Source organism: Bradyrhizobium sp. USDA 4506, from assembly GCF_054058795.1.
In genome coordinates this window covers 1,664,413-1,681,772 of record NZ_JBSSBM010000002.1, presented here as the reverse complement: position 1 = coordinate 1,681,772, position 17,360 = coordinate 1,664,413, and the positions used below count along the sequence as shown (strand labels likewise).

Here is a 17,360-nt window from a genome sequence, read left to right as displayed (position 1 = left end):
AGAACGCAGCTGGGATCCAGACAACGGCATGGCAGCCGATAAAGGCAAGCAGACAACCTCGGCGGCAGACGTTGCACGCGACTGGCAGCTCGAGGGTGGTGTCGGATTCCTGTTGCGTCTGCTGGAGGCCCGCTACGATGGGCTCTATCAAAGCATGACGCGCCAGAGCGATATCACGCCGCGGCAGTTCGGTGTGCTGATGGCGCTGTATCAGTTAGGTCCTCTAACCCCCTCCGTGTTGGCCGAACGGATCAGCTGCGACCGCAACACGCTCAGCGAAATGCTGAAGCGCATGGTCGCGCGCAGACTGGTCTCGAAGAAAGACAATCCGGACGACCGCCGCTCGCTCCAGGTGCAGATCACGGCTAAAGGCGAGGAAGCGCTTCTCGCCGTCATTCCGGCCGCCGCCGAGCTGCAAAACATCATGCTGGCCCCCCTTCGCAAGGAGGACCGCGCGCATTTCCTGAAATGCCTGCTGGCGATCGCGAAGGCTCCGCCGCCGGACAGTCCGGCCGATACGTGAAATCGCCGGCGTCCAGCGGCCCTACGCCTGCACCTTCCCGAACGTGCCCGCAGCGGCGAGCGTCGCGATTGCGTCCGGCGACAGGCCCAGGATCCGCGACAGCACATCGTCCCGCTGCGCGCCGATCCCGGGAACTCGACGTCCCATCGGCGTATCGGCCCCGGACATCTGCCATGGCGCATTGACGCCGATGAAGTCACCTGCCCCGTCCGAGACGGTCCCAAACACCCCACGTTGGCGCAAATGGGCATCGGTCAGCGCCGCGCCCGGCGTCCGGTACTCGGCGCAGGGAACACCGGCGCGATCCAGCGCCGCGATGCATTCAGCAACGGTGTGGCGTTCGGTCCATTTCTCGATCACCTGCATCATGGCGGTCCAATTGGCGCCGCGCGCTGGAATGGTCGAAAAGCGCGGATCGTTCACCAGCTCTTCCTGCCCGGTCACCTCGCACAGCGCCGCGAAATTACGCGGCGTGACCGGGGCGATCAGAATATCGCCATCGCGCGCGCGGACCGGCCCATAGGTCGGGCGCGGCGAACGGATCGGGAATTGCGCCTCCTGAAGCTCATAGACCAGCAGATTCATCATGCAGTCCATCAAGGCTACATCGACGCGCTGTCCTTTCCCGGTGCGCGTTCGCTGGACCATCGCGGTCTGGATCGCGGAATAGCCGAAGATGCCGCCGAGGATATCGGCGACAAAGATCGCGCCCGGCGCGGGACGCTCCCGGTCACCGGCATAACGCATCAGGGAGTGATCGAATCCGCTCTCGGCATGGACGATCATCGCATAAGCCGCGCGCTCGGCTGCTGGGCCTGACTGGCCATAACCCGAGATCGAGCAATAGATGAGGCGCGGGTTGATCTCGCAGAGCGTCTCGTAGCCAAGACCAAGGCGGTCCATCACGCCAGGGCGGAAATTCTCGACGAGAATGTCCGCCTCCGCGACCATGCGATGTACGAGCCTGATGGCGTCGGCATTCTTCAGGTCCAGCGCCAGGCTACGCTTGCCGGCATTGAGCTGGCCGAAATAGGTGCTGTGGCCTTCCCGCAGCGGCGTTCGCAACCGCATGTCATCGCCTTCCGGAGGCTCGATCTTGATGACCTCGGCGCCGACATCGGCGAGCAGCCGCGCGCAATACGGCCCTGCCACCATGATCGAGAAATCGAGCACGCGCACGCCGGCGAGCGGCGCCCTGACGCCATCCTTCTGCATCCAATCTCTCCTATCTCGGCAGTCCGAGCGCGCGTTGCGCGATCAGACTGCGCTGAATCTCGTTGGTCCCGATGCTGATGACCCACATCAGCGAATGCCGCAGGTTTTGCTCGAAGCGACCGTTGTCGATCGCGCCCGGCATCTGCTCGGACAGCGCGGCCCGCATGCCAAGGATGTCGAGCGCGGCCTCGCCGAATCGCTCCATCAGCTCACCGGAAAACACCTTGCTGATCGCGCCATATTCCGGCAGCGTCACGCCGTCGGCGGCAAGCTCGGCGCAATGCATCATCAAGAGACGGCCGATCTCGATCTCTGACGCCAAGGTCACCATCCTGTCGCGGATGATTGGATCATCGGCGAGAGACCGATCACCTTGCTTCGCCATCACATGCGAACGCAGTTGCTCGAAGGCGTGCGCGACCTTCAGGACGATCCCGCCACCAACCAGCCCGCGCTCGAAGGCCAGCGCGCCGGTCAACACTTTCCAACCGCCATTGACCTCGCCGACCAGGTTCTCCGAGGGGATGCGGACGTTGTCGTAGAAGATATTGGCAAACGTGCCATCATACATGGTTGCTGATGGACGGATCGTGATGCCCGGCGCATCCATCGGCACGATGAACATGCTGATGCCCGCGTGCGGCGGCTTCGCGTCCTTGTCGGTCCGCGCGGCGAGGAACATGTATTTGCCCCACCAGGTGGTGGTCCAGATCTTCTGGCCGTTGATCACCCAGTGATCGCCGTCCCTGGCCGCACTGGTGCGCAGCGCGGCAAGGTCCGACCCTGCCTGCGGCTCGCTGTAGCCCATGCCATGCATCGCTTCGCCACGCAGGATTTCCGGAAGGTATTTCTGCTGCTGCGCTGCCGTGCCGAACATCATCAGCGCATTGGCTTGGATCGCCGCGCCGATCCGCGGCGCCTCGCCCCGCTCCATCGTCTCCGTGAAGGCGATCTGCTCCAGCGGCGAGCGCGCCTGGCCGCCGAATTGCTCTGGCCATCCGAGCCCGATCCATCCGGTCTCACCGATGTCGCGGGCGAAGCCGGCATCGAACTCACGCTTGGCGAAGGGTCTTCCGTCGAATGCTTGCTTCGTATCTCCAGTCCAGTGTTGCTCGAGCCAGAGCCGGATCTGCTCGCGAAACGCATTTCCAGCGGCCCCGAGGTCATATTGCGGCAGCCCGACGCCGCCCGCATCCAGCAGCCGCGCTGCCAGCCTGCTCTTGGCATCCGAGGCGCCGCCAAGCGCGATCGTATCGAGATGCACGCGCTTGAAGTGGATTGGCGCCTCGTGCTCTTCGGCATAACCGATCGCACCGAACGTATGCTGGACCTCCAGCGACACCTGCCGCAGCGCATGACCGGAGAACGCCGATGCGCAATCGGCGAAGTAGCGCCAGCCGCCCTCGCCGCCGTCATGCAGTCTGGCGGCATGGTCGAGGATCAACCTGACGCCTTCGAGCGCAATCAGGCAGTCGGCCAGCTTGTGCTGGATGGCCTGGAACCTGCCGATCGGCTGCCCGAACTGGTGCCGTTCCTTGGCGTAGTCCACGGCGAGCTCAAAGGCACGCCGCGCAGCGCCATAGGCACGCGCGGTCAACATCGCTCTGCCCTTGATGCGGAGATGGTCGAGATCGACCGTATCTATGGGAATGCGCGTGAGCGGCGCTTCGTTCAGCCGGACCTCGTAGAGTCCCCACGCTCCCATCGCGCGGGTTGCGACGCACTCGACACCGGAACCGTCAAGATTGATCAGCCCAAGCTGGGCCTGGTCTAGAACGACCAGAAGATGCGTCGCGTCTCCGGCAGCCTCGACAAAACGAAGCACGCCCTTTGCCTTGAGGTCCGTGACCTCAACCGCTCCTGTGCGGGCGTCCGGATCCAGCGCACCGAATGAGAAGGCGACGGTCGCCTCCCCGGACTGCAGCCGCTCCAGCAGATCCACCGCGACGTCGACCTGCGATCCGGAGATCGCAAGATTAGCGAGCGCCGCAGACCACATCGGCGCCGTGCAGCCGGCCCGGCCGAGTTCCGCCATGACGACGAAGATTTCGGCGAGCCCGCCTTCGCCGCTCTCCGCACCAAGCGCGGCGACGCCCTGCCCAACGAGCTTGCGCCAGATCGCCGACACCTCGTCCGGCGAGGACGATGCGGCCAAACCGAGTGGAAGCCAATGCTCGTCCAGGAAACCGCGCAAGGAATCGCGCAGCATTCCTGCGACATCGTCATTCGACGCTTCGATCGCCGCCATGGTGAGGCCCGCGCTATGCCTGGCCGAATCTGGGCTTCCGCTTCTCCTTGAACGACATAGTCGCTTCCTTGTGGTCGGCAGTCTCGAACGTCACCTGCTCCAGCGCCATCGACGCCTCCAGCAGCATGTTGACGCGCTCCTTGACGATCTGATTGATCGACAGCTTGGTCCAGCGAATGGCCCAGGTCGGACCGTTGGCGAGCTCGACCGCGATCGCGCGGGCCTTGGCCAACACCTCCGCGCGCGGCGCGACATGATTGACCAGCCCGATCCGCTCCGCCTCATTTCCCTTCAGGAGCGTGCCGCGGATCAGGAATTCCTTGGCCTTGTTGATGCCGACCAGCAGCGGCCAGATCACTGTGCCGCCGTCGCCGGCGACGAGGCCAACACGCGAGACGTGGGTGTCGCCGATCCGCGCGTCTTCCGCCATCACCGTGATGTCGCAAAGCAGCGCATGGGTCGCCGCAAGGCCGATGGCATCGCCATTGATCGCCGCGATGATGGGCTTGTCGAGCTCGAGCTGGCGGGTGACTCCGCGGCGGCTGATCATGGGATCGTGTACCTCGCCCTCTTCGAGCACGTCGCCGCCGGGCCGCTCGGACATCGCCTTGACGTCGCCACCGACGCTGAAGAAGTCGCCCGCCCCGGTCAGCACCACGGCATTAACGGCGTGATCGTCGGCGAGGTCGTCCCAGATCGTGCGCAACTCGCGGATCAGCTTCTGATTGATGGCATTGCGCGCCTGCGGGCGGTTCAAGGTCACGGTCGCGACCTTGTCCGCGACCTCGACCGTCAGGCATTCATATTTGGCGTAATTGGACACGTTTGCCTCCATTGTTTCGCTGTTTGAGTTGTTGATTATTGGCAACGCAGGCGCGCGCTAGCGGCGCATCCCGGGCTGCACATCCGCCAATGCGACGTGAAGCGACATGGCGCCCGGATCCTGCTCGAGCATGCGCTGCACGGATTCCAGATGCGATCGCAGCAATCGGCTTGCCAGATCGACGTTCCGTTCGCTGAGGGCTGCCAGGAATTGCCGCCGCTTCTCGGCCAGCCGTGCCATCGCGACCCCGCTGGAAGCGACCTTGGCGTAGACGAAGCGCATGTGGATCTCGGTGACCGAGTCCACGATCATCGCAATCACCTTGTTGCCGGTCGAGGCCGCCAGCAGCTTGTAGAACTCGCGCGAACATTCGACCCGGTCGAGCAGCCGCCCCTCCTTGGTCGCAAGCTCCGTCCGCTCGATATTGGCTTCCAATGCATCGAGATCGGCCCGGCGGGCATTGGCACAAGCCAACTGCACCACGAGGTCGAGGACGTGGACCCGCGCCTCCGACAATTCCCGCACCGAAATCGTGCCGAGGCTCAGCATGTCGCGCATGACCTCGTTCATGCGGCGGGTGTCGCCCTGCTGGATGAAGGCGCCGCCCTTGACGCCCTTCTGCAGCCGGAGCACGCCGGCCATTTCGAGGCTGCGCAATGCTTCCCGCAGCACATTCCGACTGACGCCGAGCTGCTGAGCCAGCTCGCGCTCGGCCGGCAGCTTGTCGCCGGGCTTCAGCACGCCGAGCGCGAGTTGCTCGCGAATGCGCTCGCAGATCTCCTCGAACGTCCGCCTGGTGTGAATCGGCTTGAATGTCGGCGCGGCCGGCGAGCCGGCCGCACGATGATCGGTGGCCCGCTCCCGGCGGCTCGGCGAGGCGGCACGGGAGCGCCGCGGCGCGCGAGGGCTTGACTTGGTGCTCATGCGGTGAATTATTAAATGGATCACCCATTCAATGGAAGCCCTTTTTTAGCTTCCGGCAAAGAAAACGAAACGGGAGTTCGCATGAGTTTTTCCGAGGAGCAGGTCGCGTTCCGCGACAACGTGCGCAGAATGGTCGCCAGGCACGTGGCGCCGATCGCCGCCGAGATCGACGAAACCGACCGCTTCCCGCTCGAACTGGTCAAGCTGTTCGGCGAGATGGGACTGATGCAGCTCTGGGTGCCGGAGCGCTATGGCGGCCCGAATGGCAACCTGACCATGGCCTGCATCGCGCGCGAGGAGATCTCCAAGGTCTCCCCTGCCTGTGCGTCGATCGCCGCGCTCAACACCATGTTCATCATGCCGCTGCTGCATTTCGGCTCTGAGGAGCAGCGCAAGAAGTATCTGCCGATCATCGCCGAGGGTGGCGTGGTCACGGCAATCGCGATCTCGGAGCCGCAGGCCGGCTCCGACGTCGCCGCGCTCAACACCCGCGCCCGCAAGGACGGCGATAGTTATGTCCTGAACGGCCGCAAGCAGTGGTGCAGCTATGGTGTCGCGGCCGACTACATCGTGGTCATGGCGCGAACCAGTGACGGCGCCGGTGCGGACGGCATCAGCGCCTTCATCGTCGAGCCGAAGAGAATGCCGGGCATCACGTTCGGCCGCCACGAGCGCAAGATGGGCTTTCGCGGCGCGCCCAACACGCCGATCTTCTTCGACAATGTCCGCGTTCCCGCGGAAAACCTCGTCGGTGAGGAAGGCAAGGGCTTTCGCGCGTCGATGCGCGCGCTCGACCTCAACCGGCCGACCATCGGCGCGCAATCCGTCGGCCTCGCACAAGGCGCACTGGATGCCTGCGTCGCCTACGCCAAGGAGCGCAAGCAATTCAAGAAACCGATCGCCGAGTTCCAGGGCGTGCAGTTCATGCTCGCCGACATGGCCATGCAGATCGAGGCGGCCCGCGCGCTGGTCTACGAATGTGCCCGCGCCGGCGATGCCGGCGACTGGAAGCGGCTCAACGTGCTTGCCAGCATGGCCAAATGTGTCGGCAGCGACATGGCGATGAAGGTGACGACCGACGCGGTCCAGATCTTCGGCGGCTACGGCTACACGATGGACTATCCGGTCGAACGCATGATGCGCGATGCCAAGCTGACCCAGATTTTTGAAGGCACCAACCAGATCCAGCGCGTGGTGATCGCCCGCGAGCTGCTGCGCTAGCGCGGATCGATTTCAAGAAGAAGCAATTGCAGGGAGGAACGAACTTGAACCACATCATCAACCGGGCGCTGATAGCCGGCGCGGTGTCAGCACTGCTGGCGGTACCTGCCTATGCTCAGAAAGCCTACGGTCCCGGTGCCAGCGATACCGAGATCAAGCTCGGCCAATCGACGCCGCTGAGTGGTCCCGCATCCGCGTTCGGCGCGGGCGCCGGGCGGGCGGTGGTCGGCTACTTCGAGATGCTGAATGCCAAAGGCGGCATCAACGGCCGCAAGATCAACTTCACGCAGCTCGACAATGCCTACAGCGCGCCGAAGGCGGTCGAACAATCGCGCAAGCTGATCGAGGACGTCGGCATATTGGCCGAGGTCGGCACGATCGGCACCGCGCCCAACGTCGCGATCCAGAAATACCTGAACGCCAAGCAGGTGCCGCAGCTGTTCATCACCGCCGGCGGACGCCGCTTCAACGATCCCAAGGCCTTTCCCTGGACGATCCCGCTCTATCCCGACTTCGAAACCGAAGGCCGCGTCGTCGCCAAATACATCCTCACCGTAAAGCCGGACGCCAGAATCGGCGTGCTTTATCAGAATGACGACTATGGCAAGGACTACCTGAAGGGCCTCCGCGCCGGCCTCGGTCCGAAGGCCGAGCTGATCGTCGCCCAGGCCTCCTACGAGCTCGCCGATCCGACGATCGACTCGCAGATCGTGCAGCTGAAGGCCGCCGGCGTCGACACCCTGATCGAGCAGTCGTCGTCGAAGGCCGCCGCGCAATCGATCCGCAAGGTTTACGAGCTCGGCTGGAAGCCCCTGCACGTGATCGGCGGCTCGACCGCGTCGGTCGAAACTATCCTGAAGCCCGCAGGCCTCGAAGCATCGAAAGGACTGGTCACAACGCAATTCCTCAAGCAACCGGGCGATCCAGCCTGGGCAAATGATGATGAAGTCAAGGCCTACAAGGAGTTCCTGAAGGCGTACGCACCTTCAGCCAATCCGGACGACTATTCCGTGCTCGTGGCCTATATGAACGTGCACGCTGTGGAGCTGGCTCTGCGCAAATGCGGCGACGACCTGACCCGCGAGAACCTCATGAAGCAGGCTACCTCGCTGAATGGCGAACGATTGCCGATGATGCTCCCTGGCGTCGCGATCAGTACCCGGCCCGGAGACTACACACCCTTCAGAGCTCTGCGGATTGCGACATTTGACGGAGCAAGCTGGTCCTTGACCGGCGCCCCTCTATCGGCCGACTAGACCAGACCAGACTGCGGGCGAGAGCCATCAAGGCTCTCGCCGCGGCAAAGCCCAATAAATTGGCCTAGCCGCCCCGCGCCGTAAAACCCGATTTCCGATCAAACCCAACGGGCTAGACGCAATAACTACTGCCATGATTGCCTCTTGCCCATCCTACCTCAACGTTGGGGCGCATCATCTGCTCCCTCAACTTAGCGATTGCTTCTGTCGCTAGCTTTGAGGAGAATGTTTTTATTGTGCCGGAAGTTTTTCAGTATGTGCTTTTTGGATTGGCCCATTGAAGTCCAACAGGCCGCGCGCAAAGCAGACGCGCGGCGCAAGCGTTTGACCGAAGAACTCGTCGTCCGTTTTGCAAGGAAATTTCCGCAGATCACATACACCTTGATCTGGGACTCGCCACTAATAAACGCGCAGGCTTGGCGACTGGGAGAGCAGCGCAACGTCTATCTCTATGGCGGTTTCGTGCGGCAGCCTGCTATTACGCGCGCCGGATTGGCGCTCGCCTTGGCACATGAGACGGGACACCATCTTGGGGGAGCGCCCTACGACCCGGCCATGACCTGGATGACTAGCGAAGCGCAAGCGGACCATTGGGCTGCAGTTTCAGGCATGCCTAGCCTGTTTGGTAGCAGAGCAAAAAGATTAACCTTGCGAGGTGCCTGCGAGATCGCCGTGGTGCAACGTCAATGTCAATGCGGAGCAAATAGCGACGATAAAGAGGTGAACGAACGAGTTCTTCAATTCTATTCTAGCATTCAGCAGAGTTCGTCTGCTGGCATTGGAGAGAGCAAATGGGAGCGCTGATCAGAACTGTCGGAACACGCATGCTCATCCAGCATTTCAATCACGAATTTTGTGGCAGCCGACTTAACGACATTCGTACACAACATCCGATGGTTGATCCCAAGAATCAGTTGATCCAAGAGTATTTCAAGACAGATAAGGACCTGTTGTGGCTCACCAACAATAAAGCACGGGCACGCCCGCAGGCCCGACAACAAATGCTTTCTTCCAGTCAAGAACAAGGATAAGGCCGCGCCGAACGCGATATCAAGATGGACTTGGTTCATCGACAAGGCGAATATTAGTGGGCTTGACGCCTTAACGGCTGCAAATCATGTAGCTGTCTGCGATGCGATCTACACAGGCTTGACCGGAGCTTCTAGCACCGGCGGCCGTTACGACCGAATTGAGTTCGATGCCATAGACGGAACGTCAGTAAAGGGAGCAGCGGATCAGTTTGTGCTGCAAGCTGAGGAGACGGACCCTGACGGCGCGAAGTACTACAAAGTTATTTTGGTCACGCCACCGATCCCGGCCGCTGCTGGGGGCGGAAGGCCGAAAAAAGATGATCAACCAGGAGACCCATAAAGAGCGGTGGGGAATTTCCCTCTGTCAGGGAAAAGGATGCGAATTGAGTGCCGAGCCTGCCCTTCAGGCGCTCTTTGCGCGCCTTCAGACTCACGAGGTGACCAAGCCATTTGCTGTCGAAACGGGCCTCGATGAGCCCACGTTGGCACGGGTACGCGCGATTCGCACTGAGCGGCTTCAGACCGGCAAGAACGTGCTCTTGATGGATTTTTTCTGCATCTCTCGGTGCACCACCGTGTGCACACGCAGCTCTCTAACCAATTGAAACCCTTGAGCTCTCGCTCCAATCCATCACCACCCAGCTCGGGCAAGCTTCCGCCAAACAGCTCAAATTGGAGGAGGTTCAGGGAGAGCCGGTTTCCGCCGATGGTAAGCTGATGATGCGCGGCGCGCCGACCTCCCGGGGCAGTGGCGCGCCGAGCACAAGCGACAGCTGATGCGAGGCGTCGGTGAGCCGGGCCGCCAACGCCCCGAGATCGGCGCGACGTATGCGTTCGACGGGGCCGCTGACCGTCATGGCCCCCACCAGTGCTCTGTCGTGGCCGAAGACAGCGGTGGAGAGAGAGGCCGTCACGGCGTCGTAAATTCCGGAGCTGACAAAGATGTGCACGCCGTCATCTACCCGGTCCGCCCAACGGGCCATCCTCAGCACTTGTCCTGTCGAGGTCAAATCAAGCGGCGCGAGATTTGTGAGCCGTGCGACGTCGCGTACTAGTTGCGGCGAATCCACCCGAAATAGGCAGAGCCGGCTGTCACGTTCGCGCACGTGAAACGCGCTGCTCTCCAACGTCTGCTGGCTTAGCCGCTGAAGCACCGGCAGCACATGCTGTTCGAGATTGAAATTGGCCCGATAGGTGGTACCGAGCTGGAAAGTCTTCGCACCGAGTGCGTAGCGGCCGTCGCTGAGGCGGACGACGTAGCCGGCTTCGTCCAATGATACCAGCGAACGCATCACCGTTGGTTTTGCCAAACCCGTGATCTTGGCGATGTCGGCCAGGCTGCGCGAGCCGGCTCCAGCGAACGTATCCAAGATCGCCAGTGCGCGCTGCACGGCGGCGACCCCCTGCGTTTTCGGCATCGAAATCCCCTGTTCCGCCGATTCCGGGTTGACCTCGGCGTATCACCATTACACTATGCGTAACGGCGTTCCATTTTCAATGGGGTTCGGTATGGCCGTAGGGTTCAGGATCCACTCCCGCAAGCGCGCTGTCGCGGACGAATGGATCAAGCGGGCTCGCGCCCTTCCGGTCGCCAATATTAGTGATGTGATGTCACGCATGGCCTCGGGCGGCGCGACGCTCCGGCCCATGCATGCGGCCGGTGGCATGGCTGGTCCCGCTCTGACCGTGAAGACCCGCCCCGGCGACAATCTGATGGTTCACAAGGCGCTCGACATGGCAGTTGCCGGCGACGTCATCGTGGTCGATGCGGCTGGCGACCTTAGCAACGCAATCTTCGGAGAGATGATGCTCGCGCAGGCGGCCAGGCGCGGCGTCGCCGGCGTCGTCATCCATGGCGCGATCCGCGATGCCGCTGCGATCCGGGCGAACCCGCTGCCCGTATTCGCAGCGGGTGTCACCCATCGCGGTCCATACAAGGACGGTCCGGGCGAGATCAACGGGCCGATCGCGATCGGTGGCATGGTCATACTGCCCGGCGATTTGGTGTTGGGCGACGACGACGGCGTCCTCGCAGTTGCCGTCGACGATTGCCGAGCGGTGATCGAGGCCGCCGAAGCCAAGGGGGCTGCCGAGACCAAGCAAATGGCGGCGATCGAAGCCGGTACGCTCGATCGTAGCTGGGTCGACGCCTCGCTCCGCCGTCTCGGCTGCGAGATGCCAGAGGTCTAACGATGGCCGGGCGTACGATCTCCGAGAAGATACTTGCTCGAAAATCCGGGCAGGATGCGCAGGCCGGGGACCTCGTGGTCTGCGAGGTCGATTGCGCGCTCGGTACCGACGGTTCAGTCCCGATGGCGCTCGATTATTTCAAGGCGATGGGCGGGAAGAACGTGCACGATTCCGCGCGATTGGTCTTTGCGCTCGACCATTACGTGCCGCCCGCGAGCCCGCAAACGATCGAACTGCATCGCGTGATGCGAGACTTCGCCAAACGCTTCGGCGTCACACTGCACGAGGCCGGCGAAGGAATCGGCCACCAGCTCATCGTCGAGACCGGCCGCGCGCTGCCGGGCAGCTTGGTCGTTGGAGCCGACAGCCACGCCGTGACATACGGGGCGCTGAATTGTTTTGCGACCGGGATCGGCTCGTCCGACCTTGCCGCAATCATGCTGTGCGGCCGGATGTGGTTGCGCGTCCCTGACTCGATCCGCGTCGTTCTGACCGGAGAACTGCCGAGCGGCGTCTATGCGAAGGATGTCGCGCTGGCGCTCGCGGGCCGACTCGGCGCCGACGGTGCGGCCTATCAGGCGCTCGAATTCGCGGGGCCCGGCCTCGCCACGCTCACGCTGGAGGACCGCCTCGTCCTGAGCAATCTTGCGGTCGAGATGGGGGCGAAGACCGGCATCTTCCCGGCCGATGAAGAGACCGTCGCGTATCTGGAAGGTCGCACCGGCCAAGCCTTCGAACCGATCGCACCGGATCCGGATGCCCGCTACACCCGGACCGTGGAGATCGCGCTCGACGCACTCCCGCCGCAGATCGCGTTGCCGCATCTGGTGGATCAGGTCGTGCCACTCGAGGATGTGGCCGGTACGCCGGTGCAGATGGTCTATCTCGGCACCTGCACGGGCGGCAGGCTACGCGATTTCCATCAGGCCCGCGCCGTGCTCGAGGCGGGTGGAGGCGTTGCGCCCGGCGTGCAGCTCGTGGTCACGCCGGCATCGCGCGAGGTCCGCGACGCTATGGCGGCCGACGGCACGCTCGACGCCCTGGTCGGCTTCGGCGCGACGGTGGTCGAGCCGGGTTGCGGCTCCTGCTGCGGAACCTGCGGAGTGATCCCGGCAGACGGGGTTTCGGTGATCTCGACGGCCAACCGCAACTTCAAGGGCCGCATGGGGAACGCCAAGGCATCGATTTACCTCGCCTCCCCGGCTGCCTGCGCAGCCACGGCAACACGCGGCGTGGTGACTGATCCCCGCGAGGAGTCGCGATGACAGCTCTGCGGGGACGCGCGCGACTGGTTGGCGACGACGTCAACACCGACTCGATCATCAGCTCGAGCCGCAAGCGGGAGAGCCTCGATCCCGCCATTCTGAAGCAATTCCTGTTCGAACATGTCGATCCTGCCTTCGCAGCTTCTGTACAGCCCGGAGACATCCTGGTGGCGGGCAAGAATTTCGGTTGCGGTTCGGCCATGGAGGTCGCCGTCACGACAGTGCTCGGCGCCGGCATTCCGGCAGTGCTGGCTCGAGGATTCTCGCGGACCTACTACCGCAACGCCATCAACAACGGCCTGCTGCCGCTCGTCTGCGATACCGGCGGGATTAGTGAGGGCGACATCCTGATCTACGACGGCAGCGGCGCGATCCGCAACGAACGTAGTAGCGAGATGCTCAGCCCGGATCCTCTGCCACCGATCATGCTGGCGATCCTGCGCGCGGGCGGCCTGGTTCCCTACATGCGTCAGAACGGTGACTTCAAGCTATGACGGCCACAGAGACTTCCTCCGCCATCGCCTCGACAGGTTACCGTCTTCGGCTTCCCGGTCCAACTGAGGTGCCCGAGCGGGTGCGGCATGCATTGGCCCGGATAATGGTCAACCATCGCGGTCACGAATGCCGGACCGCGATCGGCGAGGCGGAGAAGATGATCCGTCCGATCCTGGGGACGACAAACCATGTCCTGTTCTTTGCGAGTTCCGGAACAGGCGTTATGGAGGCCGCGCTCGTCAACGTAGCCGGACCCGGCAGCCGGATCCTTGTGATCGAGCATGGTCAGTTCGGCGAGCGTTTCACCGCCATCGCGAAGGCCATGAACATCACGGTCGACACGGTCGCGATCGAATGGGGCCAGGCGATCGATATCGCCGCGGTGGAGACCCGGTTGCGCGAGCACACCTATTGCGCCGTCGTCGCCGTGCACAATGAGAGCTCAACCGGGATCGTGGCCGATCTCGCAGCGCTCGGCGCGCTCGTGCGCAACCGGCCAACGCTGCTGATCGCAGATTCTGTCAGCGGTCTTGGCGGCATCGAGATGCGGCAGGACGAATGGGGCGTCGATATCGTGGTCTCAGCCTCGCAAAAAGCCTTGATGTGCCCGCCCGGCCTCGCACTTGCCAGCGTGAGCGCCAAGGCGTGGCGCGTGATCGGGCAGGACAAGCAGCGATCGACCTTCTATTGGGATTTCCGTCGCGCGCTGAAATCCGCAGAGCAGAACGAGACCGCATTCACGGCGCCGGTGAGCCTCATCTACGGTCTGCGAGAGGCCTTGACGATGATGCATGAGGAAGGCTTCGCCAATGTGCTCGAGCGCCACAAGAAGCTCTCAGCCGCGCTGCGCGCCGGCGGCGCGGCGCTCGGACTAGCAGATTTTTGCCGCGATGGGCCGCGCTCGAGCACGGTCGTGGTCTTCAAGGTCCCAGACGGGCTCGAAGGCGGAGCCATCGTCCGGCAGCTCTACCAGGATCACCGCACGGTGATCGCAGGCGCCCGCAACCGTCTCTCTGGCCGTGTCATCCGGTTTGGCACGATGGGTGCTTTGAGCACGGGGACCATTCTGACCGACCTTCTGCATCTTGAAGACTCACTCACGAAGCTCGGCTTGCCGATTGAGCCGGGCGCCGGGCTCAAGGCGGCCACCGTGTACCTCGCTGCCACCACATGAGCGACGATTGAACCGATAAAGGCGAACTATGATGAGATGTCCTGCCTCCGTCCTCGCCAGAGTCGTGGCCCTCGCGGTATCGCTGTTCGCGGCCGGGCTGGCCGCGGCCCAGCAGAGCGTCGTGCTCTATTCGGCCAACGACGACACCGTGAACAAGCTTGTCGCCGAAGGCTTCGCCAAGGCGACGGGGATCAAAGTCGACGTGGTTTCGACCGGATCGGGTGTCCTTGTACGCCGTGTCGCCTCTGAGTCCGCCAATCCGCAGGGTGACGTAATCTGGGGTGTCAATGCGACGCTGCTGCGGCTGGCGAGTCCACATCTTCAGGCTTACCCGGCCACGGGCCGCGAAGTCGTGCCCGCCCAATTCCGCGATCCAAACGACCTTTGGCTGGGCACCAACATCCAGGTCGTTGTGATCGGGCAGAATACCAAGGCGATCGACAAGACCAGCGGGCCCAAATCCTGGGCCGACCTCCTCGATCCGAAATGGAAGGGCAAGCTCGCTTTCACCGACCCGGCCAATTCGGGATTCTCATATGCGGCCGCGACCACACTTCTGTCGCTGTGGGGTGCGGATGACGCGGCCTGGACGAGGATGGACGGGTTGCTTGCCAATGCGAAGGTGCTCAACCGCTCGACCCAGGTGTTCGACGGGATCGGTAGCGGCGAATATCCACTTGGCATCACCCTCGAATATGCCGGCTTCTTGTGGGCCCATAATGGCGCGCCAGTGAGCGTCACCTATCCGGCCGAGGGCACATATGCGGGCGTCGAGGGCGCGGCCATCCTGAAAGGCGGACCGAACCCCGGGCCCGCCAAGCGGCTGGTCGACTACCTGGCCAGCAAAGAAGTTCAGGAGATGTTGCTGAAAGCGACTTTCCGGCGCCCTGCCCGTCAAGATATCGAGCTCGAGGCAGTCGCACCCGGGATGCTGCCCTTCCGGGCGATCAAGGTGCTGCCTTATGACGACGCCAAATGGGAAGCGGCCCGGCGCGACACCCTCGCGCGTCTGAAGACCACGATCCAGAACACGCGCTGATCCCATGACCAGGATTCGGATTGAAAGTCTGACCCGCACCTTCGGCGCGGTGCGGGCCGTGGACGACATTTCGCTCGACATCAGGCACGGCGAGCTGTTCACGCTGCTCGGGCCTTCGGGCTGCGGGAAGACGACGCTGCTGCGCATGATCGCCGGCTTCGTGGATGTCGAATCCGGATCCATTTCCTTCGACGACCGGCGCATCGATGCCGTGCCCGCGCATCGCCGCAACACCGGCATGGTGTTTCAGAACTACGCGATCTTCCCGAACCACACCGTCGCCGAAAACGTGGCCTACGGGCTGAAGGCCAGGAAGGTCCCGGCTGCCGAGATCGCATCGCGTGTCGACAAAGCGCTCGAGCGGGTGCGCCTAGCAGGTTACGGTCCACGCTCGCCACACCAGCTCTCCGGTGGCCAGCTTCAACGCGTGGCGATCGCCCGCGCGCTCGTGATCGAACCCGCCGTGCTCCTGTTCGACGAGCCTCTCTCCAATCTCGACGCGCAACTGCGCACCGAAATGCGAATCGAGGTCCGACAGCTCCAGCAGGCGCTCGGCCTCACTGCGATCTACGTGACGCACGATCAGGAGGAGGCGCTCGCCATCTCCGACCGCATCGCCGTCTTGCGTCGCGGCAAGATCGAGCAAGTGGACACGCCCGAACGCATCTATCGGATGCCGCAGACTGCGTTCGTCGCCGAGTTCCTCGGTTCGACCAATGTGGTGCCGGGCATCGCCGGCGCTTTCGATGGCCGCAACACCCCTGTCGCGGCGGCCGGAACGGAGTTCTCGGTCAGAGGCGAGGTTGCGTCACCGGGCGCACCGGTGTTGCTGTCGGTCAGGCCGGAGGCCCTGCGGCTGGGAAGCAGTTCCGAGGGTCCGCTCGTCCAGGCACGTCTGGCGCTACGCGAATTTCTGGGCCCGATGCAGCGTCTCCACGCAACCTTGCCGGACGGCACCCAGCTACGGATCACAGCGCTCGGCGGCCAGGTACTTGATGTCTTGCCCGGCGCGCCGCTCACCCTTGCCTACGATCCTGCCCAGATCACGGCGTATCCGGCGCCATGAAACGCTTTGCCACCATCGTGGCGCTGGCGGCGCTGGTGCTGCTCGCGGTCTTTCTGCTCTACCCGCTGGCTCTCGTTCTGGATGCGAGCATACGGATCGACGGCACAGGCGGGCTGACGCTTGGGAATTTTGCGGCGATTGTGAAGAGCCGATACTACCTTGGCGGCATCGGCAATAGTCTGCTCTGCGCCGCGCTCGCGACGGCCTTCACATGCGCGATCGGCATCCCGCTCGCCTTCTGTCTTGCCCGGATCGACATACCGGGCCGCGCACTGCTGCTAACGCTTGCCTCCCTGCCGCTGGTCCTGCCCTCCTTCGTCAGCGCCTATGCGCTCGTGCTGCTGTTCGGTCATGCCGGCGTCATCACTAGCGCCTTGCGCGGACTCGGCATCCCGATCGGCTCGATCTATGGCCTACCCGGCATCGTCATCGTGTTCACGTTGACTCTCTATCCCTACGTCGTCATGCCCGTGATGGCCGGCTTCCAGGCCGTCGATGCTTCGATGGAGGAGGCAGCCCGCAATCTCGGCGGTTCACGGTCCTATGTGATCCGCACCGTGCTGCTGCCGATCGTGATGCCGGCGATACTTGCCGGCGGAATTTTGGTGTTCATTGAGGCGCTGGAGAATTTCGGCGTGCCAGCGGTGCTGGCTGAGGACCGCCCGTTCCTGGCCGTCGACATCTTCAAGCTGTTCGCCGGCGAATCTGACGCCAATCCGGCTGCTGCGGGTGCGCTCAGCGTGCTCCTGATCGCCTGCACGGCGCTCGCGCTTGTCGTTCAACGGCACTATCTCGGCAAGCGCCGCTTCTCAACCAATGCCCGCAGTGCGGCCGCGAAGCTGCCGCTGACACCGGGACCGCGGCTGGTGGCTACGGTCGTGAGTTGGGGC

At 63.3% G+C, this 17,360-nt stretch carries 16 protein-coding genes and 1 pseudogene; 12 read left to right on the top strand and 5 right to left on the bottom strand.

From position 1 onward, the window contains the following. Positions 1-112: 112 nt before the first annotated feature. Entirely contained in the window at positions 113-523 is a 411-nt protein-coding gene (locus ACVIHF_RS10010) for a MarR family winged helix-turn-helix transcriptional regulator (protein ID WP_225648240.1), read from the top strand. 21 nt (positions 524-544) lie between these two features. On the opposite strand, the gene ACVIHF_RS10005 is transcribed toward ACVIHF_RS10010, so the two are convergent. The 4 genes from ACVIHF_RS10005 to ACVIHF_RS09990 are packed head-to-tail and all read right to left on the bottom strand — an operon-like array spanning position 545 to position 5,733. After that, positions 545-1,738, bottom strand: coding sequence for a CaiB/BaiF CoA transferase family protein (locus ACVIHF_RS10005; protein ID WP_253609226.1), 1,194 nt, complete (start codon positions 1,736-1,738; stop codon positions 545-547). 10 nt (positions 1,739-1,748) lie between these two features. Continuing rightward, entirely contained in the window at positions 1,749-3,986 is a 2,238-nt protein-coding gene (locus ACVIHF_RS10000) for an acyl-CoA dehydrogenase (RefSeq protein ID WP_253609227.1), read from the bottom strand. Positions 3,987-3,999: 13 nt separating this feature from the next. Beyond that, on the bottom strand, positions 4,000-4,809 hold the full coding sequence (locus ACVIHF_RS09995) for an enoyl-CoA hydratase/isomerase family protein (protein WP_225648237.1): 810 nt from the start codon (positions 4,807-4,809) through the stop codon (positions 4,000-4,002). Positions 4,810-4,866: 57 nt separating this feature from the next. Further along, positions 4,867-5,733: a FadR/GntR family transcriptional regulator gene (locus ACVIHF_RS09990; RefSeq protein ID WP_083714940.1), complete on the bottom strand. Its 867-nt coding sequence runs from the start codon at positions 5,731-5,733 to the stop codon at positions 4,867-4,869. A gap of 81 nt (positions 5,734-5,814) precedes the next feature. On the opposite strand from ACVIHF_RS09990, the gene ACVIHF_RS09985 reads away from it, so the two are divergent. From ACVIHF_RS09985 to ACVIHF_RS09970, 4 genes are all read left to right on the top strand, one after another. After that, on the top strand, positions 5,815-6,954 hold the full coding sequence (locus ACVIHF_RS09985; protein ID WP_057017207.1) for an acyl-CoA dehydrogenase family protein: 1,140 nt from the start codon (positions 5,815-5,817) through the stop codon (positions 6,952-6,954). A 53-nt stretch (positions 6,955-7,007) separates the two neighbouring features. After that, a complete protein-coding gene (locus ACVIHF_RS09980) occupies positions 7,008-8,210 on the top strand; it encodes an ABC transporter substrate-binding protein (protein WP_456794078.1) in 1,203 nt (400 codons plus the stop codon). A gap of 255 nt (positions 8,211-8,465) precedes the next feature. After that, positions 8,466-9,014 (top strand): M48 family metalloprotease, encoded by a 549-nt coding sequence (locus tag ACVIHF_RS09975; RefSeq protein ID WP_456780897.1) that lies wholly within the window; start codon positions 8,466-8,468, stop codon positions 9,012-9,014. Then, positions 9,002-9,241, top strand: a complete 240-nt coding sequence (locus ACVIHF_RS09970) for a hypothetical protein (RefSeq protein WP_456791986.1) — start codon at positions 9,002-9,004, stop codon at positions 9,239-9,241. Before ACVIHF_RS09975 ends, ACVIHF_RS09970 begins: the two co-directional genes overlap by 13 nt. 683 nt (positions 9,242-9,924) lie before the next feature. Here ACVIHF_RS09970 and ACVIHF_RS09965 read toward each other — a convergent pair. Beyond that, positions 9,925-10,659: an IclR family transcriptional regulator gene (locus ACVIHF_RS09965; protein ID WP_225648230.1), complete on the bottom strand. Its 735-nt coding sequence runs from the start codon at positions 10,657-10,659 to the stop codon at positions 9,925-9,927. Between the two features lie 91 nt (positions 10,660-10,750). Between ACVIHF_RS09965 and ACVIHF_RS09960 the strand changes: the two genes are divergently transcribed. The 7 genes and pseudogenes from ACVIHF_RS09960 to ACVIHF_RS09930 form a co-directional block, all read left to right on the top strand. Beyond that, positions 10,751-11,431: an RraA family protein gene (locus ACVIHF_RS09960; protein ID WP_225648229.1), complete on the top strand. Its 681-nt coding sequence runs from the start codon at positions 10,751-10,753 to the stop codon at positions 11,429-11,431. Between the two features lie 2 nt (positions 11,432-11,433). Continuing rightward, positions 11,434-12,696 (top strand): 3-isopropylmalate dehydratase large subunit, encoded by a 1,263-nt coding sequence (locus ACVIHF_RS09955; protein ID WP_253609229.1) that lies wholly within the window; start codon positions 11,434-11,436, stop codon positions 12,694-12,696. Further along, positions 12,693-13,190 (top strand): LeuD/DmdB family oxidoreductase small subunit, encoded by a 498-nt coding sequence (locus ACVIHF_RS09950; RefSeq protein ID WP_253609230.1) that lies wholly within the window; start codon positions 12,693-12,695, stop codon positions 13,188-13,190. Before ACVIHF_RS09955 ends, ACVIHF_RS09950 begins: the two co-directional genes overlap by 4 nt. 104 nt (positions 13,191-13,294) lie before the next feature. After that, the gene (locus ACVIHF_RS09945; protein ID WP_253609231.1) at positions 13,295-14,365 is read left to right on the top strand and encodes a pyridoxal-phosphate-dependent aminotransferase family protein; all 1,071 of its coding nucleotides are present in this window, start codon (positions 13,295-13,297) and stop codon (positions 14,363-14,365) included. Positions 14,366-14,429: 64 nt separating this feature from the next. Next, the gene (locus ACVIHF_RS09940) at positions 14,430-15,404 is read left to right on the top strand and encodes an extracellular solute-binding protein (protein WP_225648225.1); all 975 of its coding nucleotides are present in this window, start codon (positions 14,430-14,432) and stop codon (positions 15,402-15,404) included. A 4-nt stretch (positions 15,405-15,408) separates the two neighbouring features. Continuing rightward, positions 15,409-16,470: an ABC transporter ATP-binding protein gene (locus ACVIHF_RS09935; RefSeq protein ID WP_225648224.1), complete on the top strand. Its 1,062-nt coding sequence runs from the start codon at positions 15,409-15,411 to the stop codon at positions 16,468-16,470. Then, a pseudogene (locus ACVIHF_RS09930) lies at positions 16,467-17,234 on the top strand (ABC transporter permease); the annotation flags it as partial. The gene ACVIHF_RS09935 and the pseudogene ACVIHF_RS09930, both read left to right, overlap by 4 nt. Positions 17,235-17,360: the final 126 nt, after the last annotated feature.

Bases quoted from the DNA above. Each gene is read 5' to 3' on its own strand.
- ACVIHF_RS09955 (WP_253609229.1), top strand. From the start codon at position 11,434: ATGGCCGGGCGTACGATCTCCGAGAAGATACTTGCTCGAAAATCCGGG.
- ACVIHF_RS09950 (WP_253609230.1), top strand. From the start codon at position 12,693: ATGACAGCTCTGCGGGGACGCGCGCGACTGGTTGGCGACGACGTCAAC.
- ACVIHF_RS09990 (WP_083714940.1), bottom strand. From the start codon at position 5,733: ATGAGCACCAAGTCAAGCCCTCGCGCGCCGCGGCGCTCCCGTGCCGCC.
- ACVIHF_RS09975 (WP_456780897.1), top strand. From the start codon at position 8,466: ATGTGCTTTTTGGATTGGCCCATTGAAGTCCAACAGGCCGCGCGCAAA.
- ACVIHF_RS09965 (WP_225648230.1), bottom strand. From the start codon at position 10,659: ATGCCGAAAACGCAGGGGGTCGCCGCCGTGCAGCGCGCACTGGCGATC.
- ACVIHF_RS10000 (WP_253609227.1), bottom strand. From the start codon at position 3,986: ATGGCGGCGATCGAAGCGTCGAATGACGATGTCGCAGGAATGCTGCGC.
- ACVIHF_RS09970 (WP_456791986.1), top strand. From the start codon at position 9,002: ATGGGAGCGCTGATCAGAACTGTCGGAACACGCATGCTCATCCAGCAT.
- ACVIHF_RS09935 (WP_225648224.1), top strand. From the start codon at position 15,409: ATGACCAGGATTCGGATTGAAAGTCTGACCCGCACCTTCGGCGCGGTG.
- ACVIHF_RS09985 (WP_057017207.1), top strand. From the start codon at position 5,815: ATGAGTTTTTCCGAGGAGCAGGTCGCGTTCCGCGACAACGTGCGCAGA.
- ACVIHF_RS09945 (WP_253609231.1), top strand. From the start codon at position 13,295: ATGGTCAACCATCGCGGTCACGAATGCCGGACCGCGATCGGCGAGGCG.
- ACVIHF_RS09960 (WP_225648229.1), top strand. From the start codon at position 10,751: ATGGCCGTAGGGTTCAGGATCCACTCCCGCAAGCGCGCTGTCGCGGAC.
- ACVIHF_RS10005 (WP_253609226.1), bottom strand. From the start codon at position 1,738: ATGCAGAAGGATGGCGTCAGGGCGCCGCTCGCCGGCGTGCGCGTGCTC.